The organism is Brucella cytisi, assembly GCF_038433355.1.
Classification (GTDB): Bacteria; Pseudomonadota; Alphaproteobacteria; order Rhizobiales; family Rhizobiaceae; genus Brucella; species Brucella cytisi.
The window spans coordinates 25,770-46,131 of record NZ_JBCAUP010000038.1 but is presented as its reverse complement, the minus strand read 5'-3'; the positions used below and the strand labels follow the sequence as shown (position 1 = coordinate 46,131).

The window sequence follows — 20,362 nt, the reverse complement described above, 5'->3', positions numbered from 1 at the left end:
GACCGACAAGATCGATGCGACGGTACTGGCGCATCTGCTGCGGGCCGACCTGGTGCCGGAGGCTTGGGCACCCAGCGAAAAATCTCGGGAGCTTCGCGTCGCGCTGCGCGAACGGATGTTTTACGTACGACTGCGCACGATGACCAAGAACCGGATCGTCACGGTGTTTGACCGGTATCCGGAGCAAACAGCCCAGCTGAAGAAACTCGGCGACCTGTTTGGCAAGGCCGACCGCATCCAGCTTGCCGAAGTGAACGTCTCGGACATTGACCGTGTCCAAATCGACCGCGGCCTCGCGTTCATCGGCGACATCAACGAGCGGATCAAGCAGTCGGAAACGACGATCCGGGCGATGACCAAGGCCAATGCCAATGTGAAGCTGTTGAAGACGATCCCCGGCATTGGCGAGTTCTTCGCCCGGCTGATCGATGCCGAGATCGACGACGTCAGCCGCTTCCGCAATGCCAAGAAGTTTGCTGCCTACGCCGGGCTTGTGCCATCGACCTATTCCTCTGGTGGCAAGACTTATCACGGCAACATCACCAAGCAGGGCAACAAGTGGCTGCGCTGGGCCTTCGTCGAGGCGGTCGCGCCTGCCATCGCGCGCAAGCTTTTGACGATCGCCTTCCAGATTCTGCGTGACCAGCGCGCTTACGAGCCGCGCGGCATCACCACCACGGAAGGCGCGTCGACGATATCCCGGTTGTCCTGATGATTTGCTAGCGAGCCCGGCAACGCCGGACTGCGCTCTTAAAGGAGAATGGGAAACCGGGAGCCGAACGCCACTCTGTGACCGAAGCCAAGAAGGCATCAGGGTCACGAATTGGAGAACGGTTCGAGAACCGAAGGGCACCTTTGTCCTGCGGGAAAAAAGACTATGCCGATCGGCGCCAACGCCGGTCAAAACACAACCAGAACCCAAGGAAACGCCGCCAACGCTGGTGTTTTATCCCTTGTGTTCTTTCATTGGAGAATGACATGAAGAGGCTGCAGGATAAGGTCGCAATCATCACCGGTGCCGGCTCGGGCTTCGGTTCAGGCATGGCGCGCCGATTTGCAGCCGAAGGTGCAAAAGTCGTTCTCGCCGATGTGAACGTGAAGCGTGTCGAGGATGAGCTTGCCGATATCGGCAAGAACGCTCTTTCCGTGCAGGCTGATGTTTCGCGCAAGGACGACATGGAGCGCGTGGCGCGCACAGCCTTCGAAACGTTCGGCCGCATCGACATCATGATCAACAATGCCGGTTTTACGCATCGCAACATGCCGCTGACCGAAGTGACGGAGGACAGTTTCGACCTGATCGCGTCCGTGAATATGAAGGCGCTTTATTATTCGACGCAGATCGTTGTACCGATCATGGAGCATCAGGGCGGAGGCGTCATCATCAACACGGCTTCGGCTACCGCACTGCGCCCGCGCAAGGGCCTCGTCTGGTACAGCGCGTCCAAGGGCTGGATCATCAGCGCGACCAAGGCGATGGCGCTGGAACTCGCGGACAAGAATATCCGCGTGAACTGCATCTGCCCGGCCGAAAGCGACGGTGAGGCACTGAAACTGTTTCTGGAGGAGGACACGCTGGAGGCTCGTGCAGCACTTAAGGCCACCATTCCCCTCAATCGGTTTTCGACGCCGGAGGATGTGGCCGAAGCCGCACTCTGGCTGGCCTCGGACGCCGCTTCCATGGTGACGGGGACGGCACTGAATATCGACGGTGGTTACTCAATCTAGCCATCGGCTTCGGCAAGGAAGTCATCAAAAATGGCTTCCAGCCGACTGTGCCGTTCAGCGGCCATGAGCTTTCCGGTTTCCGTCTTGAAACCGGAGGCGAGGCCGAACAGTTTGGTGCGGAAATGGTCGAGCGCGAAAAGCTTGTCGTTCAGCGGGCGGTTTTCGGCGTGTGGGTCGCGCCAGTCGTAAAGCGCACTGCCCATGCGGCCCGCAATGTAGAAACACCGGGCAGCTCCAATCACGCCAATGGCATCAAGCCGGTCCGCATCCTGCAGGATTTTCGCTTCCATCGTGACAGGCTCGATATTGGCTGAAAAGCTGTGCGCCTCGATGGCATGGGCAGCGAGGTCGATATGTGTTTCATTCCAGCTGAGACTGCGCAGCAGCGTTGTCGCCTTTTCTGCTGCCAGACGCGAGGCGCGATTTCTGTCGGGCGAATTCTTCTCCACGCTTACGCAGTCATGCAGCAGGGCTGCGGCGCAAAGCACTTCGGCATCGCCGCCTTCCCGACGCTGGATCGCAGCGGCATTTTTCCAGACACGGGCAAGGTGGGACAGGTCATGTGACCCGTCCTCGCCGTGTTCGAGCGCATGAGGCAGCAGCCTTTCGGCAAGCGTTGCGAAAGGCGCGAAGATATGTGCTGTCATTCTGGTTCTGCCGTGGGTTTTGCGGATTCGGGAGATGGCCGAAATTATCGGTTCTTGCGCAGGACGGTCCAGTTATAAAATGCGCCGAGAGCCATAATCAGGCAAGTGCCGAGAAAAACGGAACGCATGCCGAAGTGACCGCCGACGAAACCGCCAGCGACGGGGCCAGCAACCTGCCCGACATATTGGGCCGAGACGGAATAGCCCAGAATGCCGCCCGCTACGCGGTCGGGCACATTGTGCCGGATGACGCTGGTGATGCAGGGCAGCAATCCGCCCAGCGCCAGCCCCATCAGAAAACGCAGGCCGATCAGCTGCCAGGCTTCCGTCACGAAAGCCTGCGGGATCAGAAGCAGCGCGGAAATTGACAGTGCACCGATGATGACGCGGGTGTGGCCAATGCGGTCGGCAAGGCGCCCCAGTCGCGAGGATGACATGATGCTGCCGAGGGCTGCAGCAGCCATTACCACGCCGGAAATCAGTGTCACTTTCGTCTGATCGTCCACCAGCTGGATCACATAGACGGTGATGATCGGCTCAATCGACATATTGGCAAAAAGCAGCAGCATACCCGTCACCAGCATGGCGATAACCGGTTTCCTGTCAGGAATGGCAGCCCAGATGGATTCCGCCTTCTGCTCCTTGGTCGGCTTCGGTGGCTTGCGCTCTTCGCGTATCAGAAAGGTGGTGGCCAGAAAGGTGAGAAAGATCACGCCGCCAGCCAGCCAGAAGGTTGCGCGAATGCCGATCAGCGGCGGCAAAGCGCCGCCGAGCAGCGGGCCGGCCAGATTGCCCGCCATGATGCCAGCCGAAAGCGCGCCCAGCGCCCAGCCGGTCTTTTCTTTTGGCGTCTGGGTAGCGACGAGGATCATCGAGCCGGACGAATAGCCGCCTGCGATGCCCACGAACAGACGCAGCGCCACCAGCTGCCAGACGCTCGTCACCATGCCGATCAGCGACATGGCGATGGCCATGCCGAGGCTGGCGCGGATCAGCATCAGCTTACGTCCATAACGGTCGCCGAGCCTGCCCCACAGTGGCGCGACGAAGGCTGCTGCCAGAAAGGTGGCGCCGTAAGCGATACCTGACCACTGCACGATTGCCGCGTGATCGGTGACGCCCAATTGTTCCACATAGAGCGGCAGGAAGGGGAGGAGGAGCGACATGGCAATGAGCGTCGTGAACGAACCGATGAGGCAGATCAGCAGATTCTGCTTCCAGTAGCGCTCGTGATTATCTTCGATGGCCATATTTTCCTGGCGGGCTGCAGTGACGGTTTCGTCGCTTGCAGCGGCTTGGGCGGTGCTCATGTCATTTCTCGCGATTGCAATGTATTCCATTTTGGGATACCAAAACGGTATGCATGAATGCGCCTGTTGATGAGGCTTGTCAATTGCAGCGCTGATCGAAAATGGAGAATGGTCGCCAATGTCACAGATGAGGCAGGTTGAAACGCAGCTTCGCGACATGATTCTCGGTCTGGAACTGGGGCCGGGCGAACGGTTGACCGAGCGCTGGATCGAGGCACAGTTTGAAGCCTCACGCACGCCGATCCGGGCAGCGCTTCTGCGGCTGGAGGCGGAAGGCCTGATCTGTCGTGAAGGGCGCGGCTGGACGGTCTCGCCAATCAATCTCAGCGAAATTGAACAAATCGGTGTCTATCGTGAAGCGCTGGAAATTGCCGCGTTAAAGCTCACCTGCGCGCTTGAAGATCGCAGCGGTGTGGAACTGATTCTGGCGATGCTGGATAGCTGTGATGCGGACACATCGCGCGAGGAATGGCACCGGATCGGCATGGATTTTCATATCGAACTGGCGCGCCTGTCCGGCAACGAGTTTCTCAGCCGTGGCGTGCGCGATGCTATGCAGCGTCTCTCACGGGCGCGCTGGCTGGAAGTGCGCGACGAGGCGGCGCTCGCTTGCGCATGGGCCGAACACCGCTCCATTCTCGATGCGGTGTGCGAAGGAAATGCCGACAAGGCGACGGCGTTGATGAGTGCGCATCTGGACGGAAGCCGCAGCCGCCTCGTCAATAGTCTGCACGACGACCGGCGCGGCCTCAAGGCGCGGGGCTTTGCCGTCATCAGCGCGTGACGCAATCATTACCATTCGGGCAGCTTATGGCCGTCTCGCGAATAATATTGTGCGCGCCCATCACCGATGCCGATATCCCGCAAGAGATATTCCGGCGAATGTTCGGTAACGACGATATGAGTACGTTTGCGCGAAAACAGGCGGGAGAACAGCGCGCTCCAGCCGCTTTCCGGCCTGTGGTTGATCGTGGGCGCTGTGGCGATTGTGCAGGCAGAATCGACGTTTTTCATGATCTCACCTATCGAATGAAGCGGCTGTGGGAGGCAGCTGCTTGTTAAATTCTGCCTATAGGTATGCGCCTGAAAGCCTTTGTTTTCCAATCGAACCTCGATTAGTATGCATAAGGAGGACTTATGCATCATGACGACAGCGCTTCCCCCTTTATCGGCCATTCGCGTTTTTGAATCCGCCGCCCGCCATGCAAGTTTTACCCGCGCTGCGGAGGAACTGGGCATGACACAGGCCGCGGTCAGCTATCAGATCAAGATATTGGAGGAGCGTGTCGGCGCGCCGCTTTTCTTACGTATGCCGCGACAGGTGGAACTGACCGAACTTGGCAGGCAGCTTGCTCCCGCGATCACGGAAGCGTTCGAGACGATGCGCAATGCCTTTGCCAGCCTGCGGGAAGATGCGGAGGGTACGCTGTCGATCAGCGTTCTTGCCACTTTTGCCGCCAACTGGCTGGCGCATCGGCTTGGTTCGTTCCAGATGCGGCATCCGTCACTCGCGGTCCGGCTCGATACGTCCGACAGCATGATCGATTTTGCGACGACCAATGTGGACATCGCGATCAGAAGCGGCTTCGGCAAATGGCCGGGGCTGGAGGCGCATCAGCTCATCAAGGCGAGTTTCACGCCCATGCTGAGCCCGACCTTAGCGGCCACTATAGGCGGGGTGAAAGAACCTGCGGACCTCCTGCGGCTCAAGATCATCGATGTGAGCGATCCGTGGTGGAATATCTGGTTCAAGGCGGCGGGGATCGAAAACCCGCAAATGCAAGGCAATACGCAGAGCCGGCTTGGAGCGCAGCATATCGAAGGTCGGGCGACAGTCGCAGGGCAGGGGGTGGGCATCCTCACACCTGCTTTCCACCAGATCGAAATCGCTACCGGCCAGCTTATCCAGCCGTTCGATATTCTTGGCGATGATGGGCGATCTTATTGGCTCGTCTATCCCAAATCCCGTCGCAATACGCCAAAGGTGCGCGCATTCAGGGAATGGATATTGAGCGAGCTCGACTGCGGATAGATAGCTGCCAAGACAGGCTCAATCTTTCGACACGGCGAGGAAAACCGCGTGCTGGGCGTCATATGCACGTTTGAAGGCCGGTCGGGCCTCGCCGCGCGCCACATAGGTCGCAAGGTTCGGATAGTCGTTCAATATGCCCGAACTCTTCAGCCTCCGCAGCACGGTCACCATCAGAAGATCACCGGCACTGAACGCACCCTCCAGCCAGTCATTGTTGACAAGACAGGCGGAAAGGGCATCCAGTCTTTTGCGGATACGCGCTTCCACGATGGGGATGCGCTGCTCGTACCAGCTTTCCTTGCGTTCTACGAAACCGGCAACTTCCCTTTCGAGGATCGCTGGCTCGATGGTGTTATGCGCGGCGAACATCCATGTGATGGCGCGTGCCCGGCCGTTGGCGTCATCCGGCAGAAGGCCTGGGTTCTGTTCTGCAATATGAAGCACAATTGACCCGGATTCGAACAGCGCCAGATCGCCCTCTTCATAGGTTGGTATCTGCCCGAAAGGTTGAAGGTCGAGATGGGGGTGGGCTTTCAGCGCCTCAAACGAGACGAGGCGGACATCATAGTCCTGCCCGGTCTCTTCAAGCGCCCATCGAACGGGCATGTCACGCGCCATCCCTCGGCCGCGATCAGGCGAATTTTCAAATGCGGTGATGACGGGACGTGCCGGATTGTTGCTGTTGGTGGACGCGTTTTTCATGATGGTTCCTCCTCACTACAGCACAGACTGTTCGCAAGGTGTGTTGCAAACCGTGCGTCGGTTCAGTGGCAGCCTGCTGTCGCTTGATCTGAGCGGTTCCCGATATGATCGGGAAAATCTCCTCCGTTAAATAATACCGACCGGTTGGTATGTTGTCAATGTGGAGAGGCAGGAAGAAGGGGCAAGGGGGCGGAGCGAGGGTAGAAGGAGGAAGCCGGGAGATGGGCGTTGGAAAGGTGGGAGCAGGTGAAAGGAAACGGGGAAAGGAGGAGCGGATTGGTGCTGTTTGGATTTAAACAGATCACGGAAAAGCAGCCTATCTTGTGGCGTTCTCATGCATCAGTTTCTCCATAACGTGGCGATTAGTTCCGTCGATTGGTTTCGTGGGAGGTAGTTTGTTCCATCGCATAAGAACCAAAATGTCGGGCATTTAAATTTTTTTCCACCGGATGTCACATTCGGCGTTGCTGTCTCGTCATGTCTATCGAACCCCTTGAACCGAAAGGAACAATACCATGACCCCTCTGCTCAACCCGTTCGATGTTGCCCCTGCCACGATGAAATCCTGGTTGAACGCTTCGATGACCATCGCATCCAGTCTGGAAGCGAGCCTGATCGAGCTTGTCAAAATCCGCTCCTCGCAGATCAATGCCTGCGCCAATTGCATCAATATGCATACGCTTGAAGCACGTTCTCTTGGCGAGACCGAACAACGCATCTATTTGTTGTCCGCATGGCGCGAAGCACCGTGCTACTCTGAGCGCGAACGTGCGGCTCTGGGATGGGTCGATGCGCTGACCCGTTTGTCACAAGGTCACGATCTGGAAGACGCCCGCACTGCCATGCAGGCACAGTTCACTGAGGAGGAGCAAGTGAACCTTACGCTGATGATCAACATCATCAATGGATGGAACCGCATGGCGGTTGGCTTCGGCCTCTGGTTCGAGCCGGAAGCCAAGAAGCCGGCAGTAAAGGCAGCCGTCTGATGGCTGACACATCCTTGCAAGGCGATGCAGCTGACAGCTTCGATCCGCTGCGCCCGAAACTGATCCGCGTTGCCTATCGCATGTTGGGTTCGGTCGCCGATGCCGAGGATATGGTGCAGGAGGCGTTCATCCGATGGATGAACGCTGATCGCAGCGAAGTGCGCGAGCCGGAGGCCTTTCTGCGCCGCACTGTTACCCGCCTGTGCCTTGATTTTCTGAAATCCGGTCGCAACCAGCGCGAAACCTATTTCGGGCCGTGGATTCCCGATCCGGTTGTCGAAGAGGAAGCGGATGACGATGTCACCCTTCCGCTCATGCTGGCGCTGGAGCGTCTTTCGCCATTGGAGCGCGCCGCGTTCCTGCTGCATGATGTCTTCGGACTGGATTTTGACGAGATAGCCAGGACTATCCGGCGCGATGCCGCTGCCTGCCGCCAGCTTGCTGCACGGGCGCGCAAGCATGTGCGCGAGGAGCGTCCGCGTTTTCAGGTCGACAAGCAGCGCGGGCTCGAACTGGCGCAGGCCTTCTTCAATGCGTCGCGCAGCGGCGACATGAATGCGCTTGGTGCGATGCTGGCAGCCGACGTCAACCTTCAGGCCGATGGTGGCGGCAAACGCCCGGCTTTCCCGAAGCCTGTTTTCGGCTTTGATGAGGTGATGAAAACCCACGAGAAACTGGCGGGCTATTTCCGTGGCAACCAGTCCACGCTTTTGCGTACGGTCTTCATCAATGGTTTGCCCGGTATCATCACGCGTGAAGCCGATGGCGAAATCCAGACGACAGCTCTTGATATAGAAGACGGCAAGATTGTCGGTATCTATGTGGTGCGCAACCCCGACAAGCTTAAGCATCTGCACTGAGCAATACTGGGCCCCGCTTTCGGGCGACATGCACTTTTTGATGCCGTTCGGGGGCCGTCCACCCCAACATATTTGTTTTCAAACATGTCTTTGTCCCGAAACCGGTCTCCACTTTCGGGAGACATGTTTATTTGTTTTCAAGCATGTCTCTATCCAAAAACCGGTGTCCACTTTTTGGAGACATGCTTTACCCGATCAGGTAGCGGCAGGCGCCTGCCGCGCCAATGCCGATCAGCACGGTTGGCAGCATGGAAAAGCGCGTTGCGGCGAAGATCGTGACTGCAAGCGCGATCAGGTCGGCAGGCTTGTCGGACACGAAATCGGGCGCGATGACCGAAATCAGAACACAACCGGGAGCTGCTTCCATCACCGCCGTCGCACGTTTGCTGAGCGTGCGGTTGCGCAGCAGCACATAGCCGCCGATCCGCGTGAGATAGGTGACACTTGCCATCAGAACGATGGTCAGAACGGCCAATGGATCGATCATTCTTCACCTGCCAGCAGATAGGCTGCAACGAGACCGGACAAGGCACCGGCGGCGACATACCAGGCACCGGGAACGGTGAGATAGGTCAGCGCGGCCACCACAAGGCTGACCAGCCACGGGCGCGCTGCCGCAAAACCTTTCCACATGCCCGCCAGCAGAACCAGAAACACTGCCGGAAATGCCATGTCGAAACCATAGGGGCGCAGGTCTCCCATCATCGGCCCGAAGGCGGCACCCAGCGTGGTGAATAGACCCCATGCGAGATAGAAAGGAATGGCCACGCCGGCATAGAAGGTGACGCTCAGCGCCGGATTGACGCCTTTCGACTGGCGACGTTTCGCATCGGCAAGGCCGAGCGCCCAGCTTTCATCGCACATCAGAAACAGGCTCGCAAAAGCCTTGCGCTTGGGCAGATGGCGAATGAAGGGGGCCAGAGCCGCGCCCATCAGCAGATGGCGGCTGTTGACCAGAAAGGTGATCGCAACAATCAGCAGGACATGCGGCGGCGAGGTCCAGAGCTGGATGGCTGCGAATTCCGATCCGCCTGCAAAGTTCAGTCCGGTCATCAGGGGGACTTCGATGACGCTGAGGCCTTTTTGTGCGGCCTGCGCGCCCAGAACCAGCGCATAGGGAATAATGCCAAGCAAAACCGGCAGACCGGCTGCGGCCCCGCGACGGAACTCCGAGCCGCGCCCGGATCTGCTTTTTTGAGGCACATAGGCCTGTGAAATATCCATAAAATTCCCGTTGACCAACCGGTAACTGGTTGCCCCTTGCTCAGTCTCTTGCGTGTTTGCTTGAGAAGTTTCGTGACTATAACCAATCTCTTGAGCAATTTGGTTGCGAATTATGCCCTTATGCATCAATATTTGGCAGATAATGCCAATAATATCAGCATAAATGGAATCGAACGCCAATGAAGCTGGATGATATCGATAAACGGATTCTGCGCGTGTTGCAGCGCGATGGCCGCATCGCCAATAACGATCTCGCACGCGAGGTCGGCCTTTCGCCGTCACCATGCCTGCGGCGGGTGAAGCTTCTGGAAGAGGCGGGTGTGATCGACCGTTATGTCGCCGTGCTGAACCCGGCCAAGGTTGGCAAAGGGCTCACTTTCTTCACGCGCATCCGGCTGGACCAGCAGGATGAGGAAACGCTTCAGACTTTCGCCAAGGAAATCCTGAAGCTGCCGCAGGTGCTCGAATGCTATTTCATGCTTGGCGATTATGATGCGATGATCCGCGTGGTGGCGGCGGATATCGAGGATTACCGCCGCTTCCAGTCGGAATATCTGAGCCGTATAAAGGGCGTTCAGAATCTGAAGACCGACGTGCCAAGCCAGACGGTCAAGCAGACTTCCGAAATGCCGCTCTAACCCGTCTTGCGGGCGGCGGCGCCGGGCAGCAACACCAGACTAAATAGCGCGACGGCGGATAGAATTGCACCGGCAAGGAAGGTGGACGAGGAGCCATAGCTTTCCCACAGCCAACCGGCGCCGATGTTGCCGACAAGCATGACAAGACCCGTTATCACGTTGAACATGCCAAAGGCCGTACCCTTGAGGTGGCCCGGTGCCGTGTCGGCGATGAGAGTTGCGAGAATGCCCTGCGAAAAACCCATATGCAGGCCCCAAAGAACGATGCCCGCAAGGAACGGATAGATCGTGGTCGATTGGGCAATCACAAGATCGGCGACGATCAGGAAGCCGAGACTGGCAGCAAGCAGGCCCTTGCGCCCCAACCTGTCCGAGAGCGCGCCAACCGGATAGGCTGTCAGCCCATAGACGGCATGCATGACAACCATGGTGATCGGTACCCATGCGGCTGCAAACCCGGCTTCCTGCGCCTTGAGGAGTAGGAATGCTTCGCTGAAACGAGCCATGGTAAGGATCGATGCAACTGCAACCACGATCCATACGGTCGCGTTCAGCTTGCCCGCATCGGCAAATCGTGGAATTCCCTTGGAGCGAGCAAGGGGGCGTTGAGGGGGCATTTCCGGTTCACGAATGCCGACAATCAAAAGCGCGACCGCAATGAAAGCCGGAATGGCCGCAATCCAGAAAATGGTGATGATGTTGCCGCCGGTTGCGAGCATCAGCCCTATGGCAATGAGCGGACCGACGAAGCCGCCGACCGTGTCGAGAGACTTGCGCAGCCCGAAGGCTGCGCCGCGTATTTCCGGCGGTGTCACATCGGCAATCAAGGCATCGCGCGGCGTGCCGCGTATGCCCTTGCCAACACGGTCTATCGCCTTGGCCATTACGATACCGCCAGCTGTCGTTGCCAGCGGGAAGATAAGCTTGGAAATGGCTGCCAGCCCATAGCCTGCGACGGCAAGCGGTTTCCTTCGGCCTGCCCAGTCGGAGATGACGCCCGAGAAAAGTTTGGTCACCGTTGCTATGGCGACTGACAGTCCTTCGATGAATCCGACCATCATGGCCGAAGCGCCAAGACCGGCCACCAGATAGAGTGGCAGCAGCGTCTGTACCATTTCCGAAGAGATATCCATCAGCAGGCTGACGAAACCAAGAATCCAAACCGTTGACGGTATGGATGCGGTTTTCTGAGTGGATGCCATGTTGAAAACCCGAATCTGCCGAAGGAATTATCAAGCTGTTAGCACAGTACGAAAAAAGATGAGTAACAAACTCCTATTATTTTGGATAGGCGTCGGCCATATTCAGCAGTTTAGCTGTATTCTCGTTGAGTATTGGTTGCATGTCGTCAAGCGAGCTGGGTCGACGGGATTGATGATCCAGTTCTTCGTTGATGCGGTCGGCAAGTGCGAAGAAATGTTTGCGTACCTTTGGAGCATAAGGATTGGCGCGCTCGATGGCCTGAAACACTTCCGGCGCATCGTGGCGGACCATGCCGACCGCCTGCATCATAAGGTCGAAGCTCTTTGTCGTCATGCGGGTTGGTAACGGCTCCATCTGCACCAGAACCTTGGCGATCAGATGCGTCAGCCCCTGAACCATTGCGGCTTCGCGGTCGTGGTCTTCTGGTGTCGTGACGATGACGTCGAGGGCAAGATGCTTTTTCAGGAAGGCTGCAACGCGGCGAAATTTTGTACCGCGCACGGGGCAGACGGCGATTTTCAGACCGGCAATGCCGTCACGCGCGCTCTGCGGACCGAAGAGCGGATGTGTGGCGACAATATCGACATGCATGGGCAGGCCCCGCTGCATGATATCGGCAGGCCCGACCTTGACCGAACCGACGTCGAGAACAAGCGCACCGGGGCGCAGATGCGGCGCGATCATCGCCACCACGCGGTCGAGCGTCGCGACCGGCGTTGCGAGGATGACGATATTGCACTGGGCGACCTGTTCCATGGAAGTCAGCGTGACACCATGTATCCGCTCCGTCTGTTCAAGGTCTGCGACGGGATCGTAGGCATACAACTGGAAATACGGGTTCAGGTGACGGGCGATAAGCTGCCCGAATGCACCAAAGCCGATAATGCCAATTTTTATATGCTGATTATTGTCGCAAGACATGGACTGACCTCTTTAGGGCCGCATGGCCAGAGGCGCTGTCCTTGAAACTCAACCGCTGGCAATGCAGCGGTTGAATTATGACAAAGCAAACCCGCCGCTATATGAGCGGGGCGTAATAAGACCGGGTGCTGATGAGTGCTTTGTTCATGCCGCCTAGCTATTCCTGCTTTTGGTCGATGTCAACACACCGTCTATTTCATATAGGCGCGAACCACGTCGACGAGTTCGCCGGCACCTTCGTCGCGTTCCTTTTGCGGAAGGGCGCCATCGGCAACATGCATCAGGATGTGGTCTTCGATCACTTCCGCCATCAGCCCGTTGACCGCACCACGGACGCCCGCAATCACCTGCATGACTTCGGCGCAGCCCTTCTCTTCCTCAAGCATCCGTTCCACGCCCTCAAGCTGGCCACGAATGCGACGCACGCGATTGATGAGCTTCTGCTTTTCACGGATAGTGTGGGTCATGGGAACTTCGGTCCTTCATGGCAATGTTGCGATTTTCAGGCAGCGCGCGCTTCCACCTCCACCGTCACATGCGACAAATCATGGATCGCCGCAAGCTTGTTCCGATAGTAGGACGGTGCCTTCGGCTGCTCCGCGACGATCGACACAATGGCACCGTGATGGCCCGGCCCGAGTTGCCAGACATGCAGGTCGGCGATCTCTCCGCCTTCGCGGCTGATGATCTCCGCAATCTCGTCCGGCAGGTCTTCGTCTTCGGGCAGATAGTCCAGCAGAGTCGAGCCGGTGTCTTTGATCAGCCCCCATGACCAGTGTGCGATCACCGCAGCGCCGACAATGCCCATTGCCGGGTCGAGCCAGAGCCAGCCATAAAGGCTGCCCAGCAGAAGCGCTGCTATGGCAAGCACCGATGTCAGCGCATCGGCGAGCACATGCATATAGGCTGCACGCAAGTTCTGGTCATGGCCACCCGCGTGATCGTGATCATGACCATGGTGATGGCCATGATGGTGCGAATGATCGTCCCTGAGAAGCCAGGCGCAGACGAGGTTGACGATCAGTCCGATGATTGCGACGAGAATAGCCTCGTGAAAATTGATGTTTACCGGGGAACTGAAGCGCCAGAAGCTTTCCCAGCCGATCAGGAGGGCGATCAGTGCGAGAACGATGGCGCTGGCAAAGCCAGCGAGATCGCCGAGCTTGCCTGTGCCGAACGTGAACCGCGAATTATGTGCGTGCTTGCGCGCATAGAGATAGGCAAGGGCTGCGATCAGCATTGCCGCTGCATGGGTGGACATGTGCCAGCCATCGGCAGTGAGCGCCATGGAGCCATAAAGGTTTCCGGCTGTGATCTCGATTATCATCATCGCTGTCGTGATGGCGATCACGATCCAGGTTCGCTTTTCATTGCGCCGGTGGTTTTCTCCCAGAAAGACATGGTCGTGTCTGGAACTCAGCTGATGCCCGTAATGGTGGGAGTGATGATGCGTGCTCATGAAAACAGCCTCTCTATTAGAATAGGGGGGTATACTATTTTATGAAGGGCTACAAATCACACTTTTAGGAGCCGACTTAACTTCGATCAGCAGGAGCAACCGCTGGCAACGCCTTTCAACGGCAGAAAAACTCACCTTTCGATGTAGGGCTTACGCCTATTCGAGGAGGCTTTAGACCTGATTGCCGGATCTTTTCGAGGTCGGGATCAGTTAAGATCAGACTTGTTAACTTGGGGCAAAGCACTGAAGCGCCGCTGATCCGGGCAACACGGAACGACGCTTCAGATTTTGAAGCTGTGCATCGTGCTTTGCTAGAAATCCACGCTGATTTTCAGGCCGGTGCCGTAACGAGAAGAGCGGAGGGATTCATGTCTTCAGAAAAGAACGGGCATTCGCCGCGAAGTCGTGCGCGACGACATTTTCTGGGTCTCACAGCAGCCACTGCCGCCAAGGTTGTGGCACTGGGTGCTCTGGCTTCAACAATGTCATCACGCCCGTCGCAAGCCCTGGGCACGAAATGGTGGCATGGTGGTCATGGTGGCGGAGGAGGCTCTGGATCGCACTGTCTTTTGAAAGGCACACTTATCGAAACGCCCACCGGCCCGGTGGCGGTGGAGACATTATCCGTTGGCGATCTTGTGACCACGGCTTGCGGTGAAACGCGTCCGGTCAAGTGGGTCGGATGGCAGAGCTGCAGAAAAGGCGGCACGCAATGGAATGAGAGCGTGATGCCGATCCGTGTCAAACGTTATGCCATCGACAGAAAAACCCCGCAGCGCGACCTTTACCTTTCGCCCAACCATGCGCTGCTTATCGACGGCGTTCTGATCCGCGCGAAGGATCTGGTCAACGGCCAGAGCATAGCGCGCGTGTCGATGGATACGACAATCGACTATTACAACATCGTTCTCGACAGTCATGATGCAGTGCTGGCGGAAGGGGCAGCCGTCGAAACCTACCTGATGCGCGGCGACAGCTACAAGGGCTTCACCAACTTTGCCGAGTATCAGGAACTATATCCGGACGAAGCCAATATCATCATGCGGCCCTATGCGCCGCTTATGGGCTATGAAGGCGCTCGTCAGCATATGCATGCATTGTTGTGCATGAGCGGCATTCTTCCGCTGCGCGACGTGGTTGAGGAAACCTATCAGCGTCTGGCAGCAAAGACGAGTGAAAGCCTAGCGTAGAATAATGAATAGTACCGGGCGGTGGTAAGAAAGGCGGGGCGCTGATTGGTGCCCCGCCTTTCTCGTGAACCGAGTTTAGCCAGCTTCTGCAGCGCGCAGGAAGGATTTCCGTTCCATTTCACTGCCGTTGATCTGGCCTCTCAGTTGCAGGAGGTCTTTTCGGCTGACCAGTCCGCAGAGTTTTCCGTCGCGTGTCACAATCGGGATGCGTCCACAATCGGTAGCGATCATCATGTCGGTGATGAACGCCACGCTGTCGTCCCGATGGCCGACGGGATTGGAAGTGTCGGAAACGGCATCTGCAAGGGTCTGGCTGGACAATTCGCTCTTACGTTGCCATTCCAGCGCATCAGCGCGCGTCACCATGCCGATCAGTATCCGGTCGTTATCGATGACCGGATAAAGCCGATGCCGTGCCGCTTCCGAGGCGAAAAAGGCAGAGGCTTCCTGCACGGTCATGTTTGCCGGTAGCGTGTCCACAATCGTCACCATGACTTCATGTACACGGGCGGACTCGAACGGACTTACGCCATATTCGCGCGTGATGTGCTGTCCGCGCCGCGCAATTTTCTCGGTCAGGATTGAGCGCTTGAGCAGAAGAACCGTGACCGCATAGGCGGTTACCGTCGCCACGAACACCGGAACGATCTGGCCGAAATCGCCAGTGACTTCAACTGCAAAGAACGTGCCGGTCAGCGGTGCGCGCATCGTGCCGCCCATCATGGCGGCCATTCCGAGCAGCGCCCAGAAGCCGGGTTCGCCGCCTGGCAGGATCAAGCCGAGCAGCCAGCCCATCGCGCCGCCGAAAATCAGAAGCGGGGCCAAAACACCGCCGGACGTGCCCGATGCCAGAGCGCAGAGCCAGATCGCGCTTTTGACAAGCAGGACCACCAGCACTGTGGTTGCCAGAAATTTATCATTGAGGAAACCGTCGATGAGATCATAGCCGACGCCGAGCGCGCGCGGTTCGATCAGACCGCCAATGCCGATGGCGATGCCGCCGATTGCCGGCCACCACATCCAGTGAATGGGCAGTCGCTCGAATGCATCCTCCAGCTTGTAGAGAAGGGTCGTGAGCAAGCCGGATTGCAGGCCGGCGACAATGCCGATCAGGGTACATGCGACTATTCCCCACCAAGGCAATGCCAGATGAAAATGGGTCTGGAACAGCGGACCTGTTTCGAAAAACAAGGGTCGGTTTGTGTGAGCGACTGCTGCTGCAGCTGCCACAGGAATGAAGCTGCGGGGTTTCCACTCGAAGAGCAGCAATTCGACGCCCAGCATCACAGCGGCAATGGGCGTACCGAAAATGGCGGTCATGCCTGCGGCGGCACCGGCTACGAGCAAGGTCTTCCGCTCGGCTGAACTCATCTGAAACAATTGCGCAAAAAGCGATCCGATAGCTCCGCCCGTCATGATGATCGGACCTTCGGCGCCAAAAGGGCCGCCTGTACCGATCGAGATCGCTGATGAAAGTGGCTTCAGTATCGCCACTTTGAGCGACATGCGACTGCCGCCGATCAGGATGGCTTCGATTGCTTCCGGAATACCGTGCCCGCGAATTTTCTCGGAGCCGTAACGTGCCATCAGCCCGATTGCGAGGCCACCCACCACGGGGATGAGCACTATCCAGAAGGACGGCGAAAGGTGCGCCAGTGTTGCCGGGTCAATGCTGATGCGGCCAAACCAGACCAGATTGGTGACCAGGGCGATCAGGCTTACAAGCAACCATGCCGCAGCGGTGCTGGCGGCACCGATCACGATCGCCATCGCGATCAGGAGCAGCATTCGCCTGTCGGCGGTAAAATCGCCCGCGACGCGGCGCGCTACGCCGCCGGTGAAATCGTGTGGTCTTCGAAACTCGTTTTGCCGGGCCATAGCAAACTCCTGTCTTTCTCGGCGGATACGCTAGCTTGGGGGGAGAGCGTCTTGGAGCGCGTCTCGATCTGATTGAATCAGACCGGCGCGTCTCGATGTTTGTTTGACGCGCATCTTGTCCGAAAACCGCTTCACACTTTTCGGGATGCACTCTAAACGGCGGGTTAAATATATCGTAATACGATATAAATCAATTCCCATCTTTGTGTTTGGGCAAGGGGCTTGCTATTGGGGAAGGGATTGCCGCAAAGCGCCTTCGGAAAAGCCGAACGGGTGTGTTTATATCGAGGTCAGGAAAGAAGCCTGTTGTGAAACAAAATCCGGATGCTTTGACACAAGCCGACTATCAGGCGCTTGCGGAACTTCGCTATCGCTTGCGCCGGTTCATGAGTTTTAGTGCAACGGCTGCGGAAGCGGAAGGGCTTCCGGCGCAACAGCATCAGGCGCTGCTTGCGATCAAGGCCCATACCGCTGATGCACCGTTGACGGTTGGCAACCTTGCGGAATGGCTTGTCATCGCGCCGCATACGGCAACGGAGTTGGTCGGCAGGCTGGCGGATGCCGATCTGGTGATGCGGATGGTCGATCCTTCGGACCGCCGGCGTCATACATTGGCGCTGACCGACAAGGCCGAGCAGGTTCTTGAGCGGCTCAGCGCCGCGCATCTTGCCGAGATACGCGAGCTTGCCCCCAATCTGATCGGTGTGTTGACCAAGCTGGAGCGCGCAGCGAACAAGCCGAAGTAATGGCTTAGAGCGCGTATCGATCTTATTCAATCAGATCAATACGCGCATCTTGTTCCGAAAACCGTTTCACACTTTTCGGGATGCGCTCTAAATCCTATCCATCAGTGCATACCACGACAGGGCGAGGAACAGCAGCGGTGAGCGGAAAGTACGGCCGCCGGGGAAGGCGGGAATCCGCAGTTCTTCGAACAGTTTCAACCGGTCGCGATTGCCAGCAACGGTTTCGGCATAGAGCTTGCCCATATAGTTTGCCAGCATGACGCCGTGACCGGAATAGCCACCTGCGGAAATGACACCGGGCATCACTTCGCGCACGAAGGGCTGGCGCGGCATGGTGATGCCGACCGAGCCACCCCATGCATGGGTGATTTCGACCTTGTCCAGCGCCGGATAAATCTCGGCAATCTGGCGGCGGATATGTGTGCTGATATCGCGCGGATTATCGGCAGTATAGGCTTCGCGCCCGCCGAACAGCAGCCTTCCGTCCTTTGAACGACGGAAATAACGCACAACGAAGCGGGAATCGTCGATGGATTCACCGCCCGGAATAATGGGGCTGTCGTCGCCGAGCGGCACTGTTGCGCCGATGAATGAGCGGATCGGCATGACATGCGATGCGCTGACCGGTTCCAGCAGACCGCCATAAGCATTGACAGCGATGAAGGCCTTTTTCGCGACAATGGTTCCGCGATTGGTTTCGACTTCGACCCGTCCGCTTGCGGTGCTGATCTTGGTAGCTCTGGTGTCTTCAAAAAGCTTTGCGCCCGCCGCATGGGCGGCTTTTGCAGTCCCGACTAGCAGTTTCAGTGGATGAATATGGCCGGTGCCCGCGTCATAGACGCCGCCAAAATAACGTTCAGAACCGAGCAGGCTCGCTGTTTCAGCGCGGTCGAGCAGACGCAGATTCTGATAGTTGAATCGGCTTGCCATCAACTCGACGTGACGCTCATATTGTTTGAGATAGCGCGGCTTGTGCACGACCGAAATCTGGCCGGGCACATATTCCATGTCGATCCTGTGTTCGTCGGCAAAGGCAAGGAGATATGCCTTGGCCTCTTCCGCCACGTCGAACAGAGCCTTGGCGCGCTCAAAGCCATATTCCGCTTCAAGGTCCTCGGCCCATGTGCGCTGGCCGGTGCCGAACTGACCGCCATTGCGCCCCGACGCCCCATCGCCGAACCGAGCTCCGTCGATGAGCGTGACGTCCGCGCCCTGTCTCGCCAGATGGTAGGCAGCCGAAAGCCCTGTATATCCGCCACCAATGACAACGACATCGGCCTGCCGCGAGCCATCCATTTCAGGATATTGCGGCCGATCAGGGACACTCGCTTCGTACCAGGAAATGCCGGGCGAGATTGGGCTTTGGTAGGGCATGTGGAACCGGTCAGACGTTGAGCAGCAGGAACTCGCGTTCCCACGGGCTGATGACTTCCATGAAGGTTTCGAACTCGGCACGCTTGATGGCGGCATAGGTCGTGACGAAGGAACTGCCGAACAGATTGCGCAGCTCCGTGTCTTCCTCAAACAGCTCCACCGCGTCGATCAAGCCGCGGGGTAGTTCGATTTCCTTGGTGTTGACGCTGGTGGTCGCAGGCTGTTCAGCTTCAATCTTGTTCACGAGGCCGATCAGGCCGCAGGCAAGTGAAGCCGCCAGCGCGAGATAGGGGTTGGCATCGGAGGAGGGGATGCGGTTTTCCACGCGGCGCCCATTGGGGTCGGAGCGTGGGACGCGGAAAGCGGTGGTACGGTTGTCGTAGCCCCATTTGACGTTGACGGGTGCGGAAGCATCCGGCGTCAGGCGGCGATAGGAATTTACATAGGGCGCGAACATGACAAGCGCATTCGGCACATGACGCTGCATGCCGCCGATAAAATGGCGGAAAGCCTCGCTTTCGCTGCCGTCCTCATTGGTGAAAATGTTGCGTCCGGTCTTCTTGTCCACGATGGACTGGTGGATATGCATTGCCGATCCGGGCTGGCCCTGAATGGGCTTGGCCATGAAGGTGGCATACATGTCGTGCTTGAGCGCCGCCTCGCGGATGGTGCGCTTGAACATGAACACCTGATCGGCGAGCTCTACCGGGTCGCCATGGCGCAGGTTGATCTCAAGCTGGCCAGCACCTTCTTCGTGGATCAGCGTGTCGATCTCCAGCCCCTGGCCTTCGGAGAAATGATAGATGTCATCGATCAGTTCGTCGAATTCGTTGACGCCTGCAATCGAATAGCCCTGACCGCCGCCAATGGCACGACCCGAGCGACCGACAGGTGGCGTCAGCGGATAGTCGGGGTCGGGGTTCTTGCGGACCAGATAGAACTCGATTTCCGGGGCAACGACCGGTTTCAGGCCGCGCTTGCTGTAGGCGGCAACGACATTGCGCAGCACGTTGCGCGGAGTGAATTCCACTCCACGTCCGTCCTGATAGACGAGATCGCAGATAACCTGCGCGGTTGGATCGGATTCCCACGGCACAGCCGAAAGGGTCGAGAGGTCCGGCACCAGCTTGAGGTCGCCGTCATCCTCCGGGTAATGAAAGCCATAGCCGTCTTCCGGATAGTCGCCGGAAATCGTCGTCATGAAGACGGCCGAAGGCAATGCCAGCGAGGTATTGGAAGTGAACTTCTTCGACGGCATCATCTTGCCGCGGGCAACCCCCGCCTGATCGGGGGTAATGCATTCGATGTCTTCGATATCACGCCAGGCAAGCCATTCGGTTGCCTGCTTCCAGTTCTTCACACCGCGAAGAGATTTGACATAGGCAGGCGTACGGCGACGCGGGGCGCGCGTAACCTTCTTTTCCGTCGTATCAGCAGACATCAATCACCAGAAAATGATTTCGA

The 20,362-nt window shown here is 57.8% G+C and carries 22 protein-coding genes; 9 read left to right on the top strand and 13 right to left on the bottom strand.

Features of this window, described 5'->3' with window-relative positions; all coding sequences use genetic code 11:
- Both AAE521_RS24810 and AAE521_RS24805 read left to right on the top strand, forming a co-directional pair.
- Positions 1-712: IS110 family RNA-guided transposase (locus tag AAE521_RS24810; protein WP_342062818.1), on the top strand; the 712-nt coding region annotated here is incomplete at its 5' end.
- 266 nt (positions 713-978) lie between these two features.
- Complete coding sequence (locus AAE521_RS24805; RefSeq protein ID WP_071631272.1) at positions 979-1,728, top strand: SDR family oxidoreductase; 750 nt, start codon at positions 979-981, stop codon at positions 1,726-1,728.
- Here the strand turns inward: AAE521_RS24805 and AAE521_RS24800 are convergent.
- Together AAE521_RS24800 and AAE521_RS24795 are read right to left on the bottom strand one after the other, a co-directional pair.
- Positions 1,725-2,375 carry an HD domain-containing protein gene (locus AAE521_RS24800; RefSeq protein ID WP_071631273.1) on the bottom strand — a complete coding sequence of 217 codons (651 nt, stop codon included), beginning with the start codon at positions 2,373-2,375 and terminating at the stop codon, positions 1,725-1,727. The genes AAE521_RS24805 and AAE521_RS24800 overlap by 4 nt on opposite strands.
- Positions 2,376-2,419: 44 nt before the next feature.
- Positions 2,420-3,685: a multidrug efflux MFS transporter gene (locus AAE521_RS24795; RefSeq protein WP_342062817.1), complete on the bottom strand. Its 1,266-nt coding sequence runs from the start codon at positions 3,683-3,685 to the stop codon at positions 2,420-2,422.
- Positions 3,686-3,803: 118 nt separating this feature from the next.
- Between AAE521_RS24795 and AAE521_RS24790 the strand changes: the two genes are divergently transcribed.
- Positions 3,804-4,469, top strand: a complete 666-nt coding sequence (locus tag AAE521_RS24790) for a GntR family transcriptional regulator (RefSeq protein WP_071631274.1) — start codon at positions 3,804-3,806, stop codon at positions 4,467-4,469.
- Positions 4,470-4,477: 8 nt separating this feature from the next.
- Here the strand turns inward: AAE521_RS24790 and AAE521_RS24785 are convergent, their stop codons facing one another.
- The gene (locus AAE521_RS24785) at positions 4,478-4,699 is read right to left on the bottom strand and encodes a hypothetical protein (RefSeq protein ID WP_071631275.1); all 222 of its coding nucleotides are present in this window, start codon (positions 4,697-4,699) and stop codon (positions 4,478-4,480) included.
- Between the two features lie 130 nt (positions 4,700-4,829).
- Between AAE521_RS24785 and gcvA the strand changes: the two genes are divergently transcribed.
- Positions 4,830-5,717, top strand: a complete 888-nt coding sequence (gene gcvA, locus AAE521_RS24780; RefSeq protein ID WP_071631276.1) for a transcriptional regulator GcvA — start codon at positions 4,830-4,832, stop codon at positions 5,715-5,717.
- Between the two features lie 18 nt (positions 5,718-5,735).
- Here gcvA and AAE521_RS24775 read toward each other — a convergent pair whose 3' ends face one another.
- On the bottom strand, positions 5,736-6,419 hold the full coding sequence (locus tag AAE521_RS24775; protein WP_071631277.1) for a glutathione S-transferase family protein: 684 nt from the start codon (positions 6,417-6,419) through the stop codon (positions 5,736-5,738).
- A 515-nt stretch (positions 6,420-6,934) separates the two neighbouring features.
- Between AAE521_RS24775 and AAE521_RS24770 the strand changes: the two genes are divergently transcribed.
- Both AAE521_RS24770 and AAE521_RS24765 read left to right on the top strand, forming a co-directional pair.
- Positions 6,935-7,405: a carboxymuconolactone decarboxylase family protein gene (locus AAE521_RS24770; protein ID WP_010659135.1), complete on the top strand. Its 471-nt coding sequence runs from the start codon at positions 6,935-6,937 to the stop codon at positions 7,403-7,405.
- Positions 7,405-8,265 carry a sigma-70 family RNA polymerase sigma factor gene (locus AAE521_RS24765; protein WP_071631278.1) on the top strand — a complete coding sequence of 287 codons (861 nt, stop codon included), beginning with the start codon at positions 7,405-7,407 and terminating at the stop codon, positions 8,263-8,265. Before AAE521_RS24770 ends, AAE521_RS24765 begins: the two co-directional genes overlap by 1 nt.
- A 187-nt stretch (positions 8,266-8,452) precedes the next feature.
- Here AAE521_RS24765 and AAE521_RS24760 read toward each other — a convergent pair whose 3' ends face one another.
- Positions 8,453-8,752: an AzlD family protein gene (locus tag AAE521_RS24760; protein WP_071631279.1), complete on the bottom strand. Its 300-nt coding sequence runs from the start codon at positions 8,750-8,752 to the stop codon at positions 8,453-8,455.
- A complete protein-coding gene (locus tag AAE521_RS24755; protein WP_342062816.1) occupies positions 8,749-9,489 on the bottom strand; it encodes an AzlC family ABC transporter permease in 741 nt (246 codons plus the stop codon). Before AAE521_RS24755 ends, AAE521_RS24760 begins: the two co-directional genes overlap by 4 nt.
- Before the next feature lie 179 nt (positions 9,490-9,668).
- Here AAE521_RS24755 and AAE521_RS24750 point away from each other — a divergent pair, with 179 nt between their 5' ends.
- Positions 9,669-10,127 carry an Lrp/AsnC family transcriptional regulator gene (locus AAE521_RS24750; RefSeq protein ID WP_010659131.1) on the top strand — a complete coding sequence of 153 codons (459 nt, stop codon included), beginning with the start codon at positions 9,669-9,671 and terminating at the stop codon, positions 10,125-10,127.
- Here AAE521_RS24750 and AAE521_RS24745 read toward each other — a convergent pair.
- The 4 genes from AAE521_RS24745 to dmeF all read right to left on the bottom strand — a co-directional run bounded on the left by AAE521_RS24745 (position 10,124) and on the right by dmeF (position 13,710).
- Positions 10,124-11,329: an MFS transporter gene (locus AAE521_RS24745; protein ID WP_342062815.1), complete on the bottom strand. Its 1,206-nt coding sequence runs from the start codon at positions 11,327-11,329 to the stop codon at positions 10,124-10,126. The two genes, AAE521_RS24750 and AAE521_RS24745, sit on opposite strands and share 4 nt — an antisense overlap.
- 76 nt (positions 11,330-11,405) lie before the next feature.
- On the bottom strand, positions 11,406-12,251 hold the full coding sequence (locus tag AAE521_RS24740; protein WP_342062814.1) for a prephenate dehydrogenase/arogenate dehydrogenase family protein: 846 nt from the start codon (positions 12,249-12,251) through the stop codon (positions 11,406-11,408).
- A 191-nt stretch (positions 12,252-12,442) separates the two neighbouring features.
- On the bottom strand, positions 12,443-12,718 hold the full coding sequence (locus AAE521_RS24735) for a metal/formaldehyde-sensitive transcriptional repressor (protein ID WP_012093288.1): 276 nt from the start codon (positions 12,716-12,718) through the stop codon (positions 12,443-12,445).
- A 35-nt stretch (positions 12,719-12,753) separates the two neighbouring features.
- Entirely contained in the window at positions 12,754-13,710 is a 957-nt protein-coding gene (gene dmeF / locus AAE521_RS24730) for a CDF family Co(II)/Ni(II) efflux transporter DmeF (RefSeq protein WP_071631283.1), read from the bottom strand.
- A 368-nt stretch (positions 13,711-14,078) separates the two neighbouring features.
- Here dmeF and AAE521_RS24725 point away from each other — a divergent pair, with 368 nt between their 5' ends.
- Positions 14,079-14,900, top strand: a complete 822-nt coding sequence (locus AAE521_RS24725) for a Hint domain-containing protein (protein ID WP_071631284.1) — start codon at positions 14,079-14,081, stop codon at positions 14,898-14,900.
- A gap of 75 nt (positions 14,901-14,975) precedes the next feature.
- Here AAE521_RS24725 and AAE521_RS24720 read toward each other — a convergent pair whose 3' ends face one another.
- A complete protein-coding gene (locus tag AAE521_RS24720; protein WP_342062813.1) occupies positions 14,976-16,778 on the bottom strand; it encodes a chloride channel protein in 1,803 nt (600 codons plus the stop codon).
- A gap of 386 nt (positions 16,779-17,164) precedes the next feature.
- On the opposite strand from AAE521_RS24720, the gene AAE521_RS24715 reads away from it, so the two are divergent.
- Complete coding sequence (locus tag AAE521_RS24715; protein WP_235817608.1) at positions 17,165-17,524, top strand: MarR family winged helix-turn-helix transcriptional regulator; 360 nt, start codon at positions 17,165-17,167, stop codon at positions 17,522-17,524.
- An 87-nt stretch (positions 17,525-17,611) separates the two neighbouring features.
- Here AAE521_RS24715 and AAE521_RS24710 read toward each other — a convergent pair whose 3' ends face one another.
- Positions 17,612-18,898, bottom strand: coding sequence for an NAD(P)/FAD-dependent oxidoreductase (locus AAE521_RS24710; RefSeq protein ID WP_342062812.1), 1,287 nt, complete (start codon positions 18,896-18,898; stop codon positions 17,612-17,614).
- A 10-nt stretch (positions 18,899-18,908) separates the two neighbouring features.
- Positions 18,909-20,339 carry a glutamine synthetase family protein gene (locus AAE521_RS24705; RefSeq protein WP_010659122.1) on the bottom strand — a complete coding sequence of 477 codons (1,431 nt, stop codon included), beginning with the start codon at positions 20,337-20,339 and terminating at the stop codon, positions 18,909-18,911.
- Positions 20,340-20,362 lie beyond the last annotated feature (23 nt).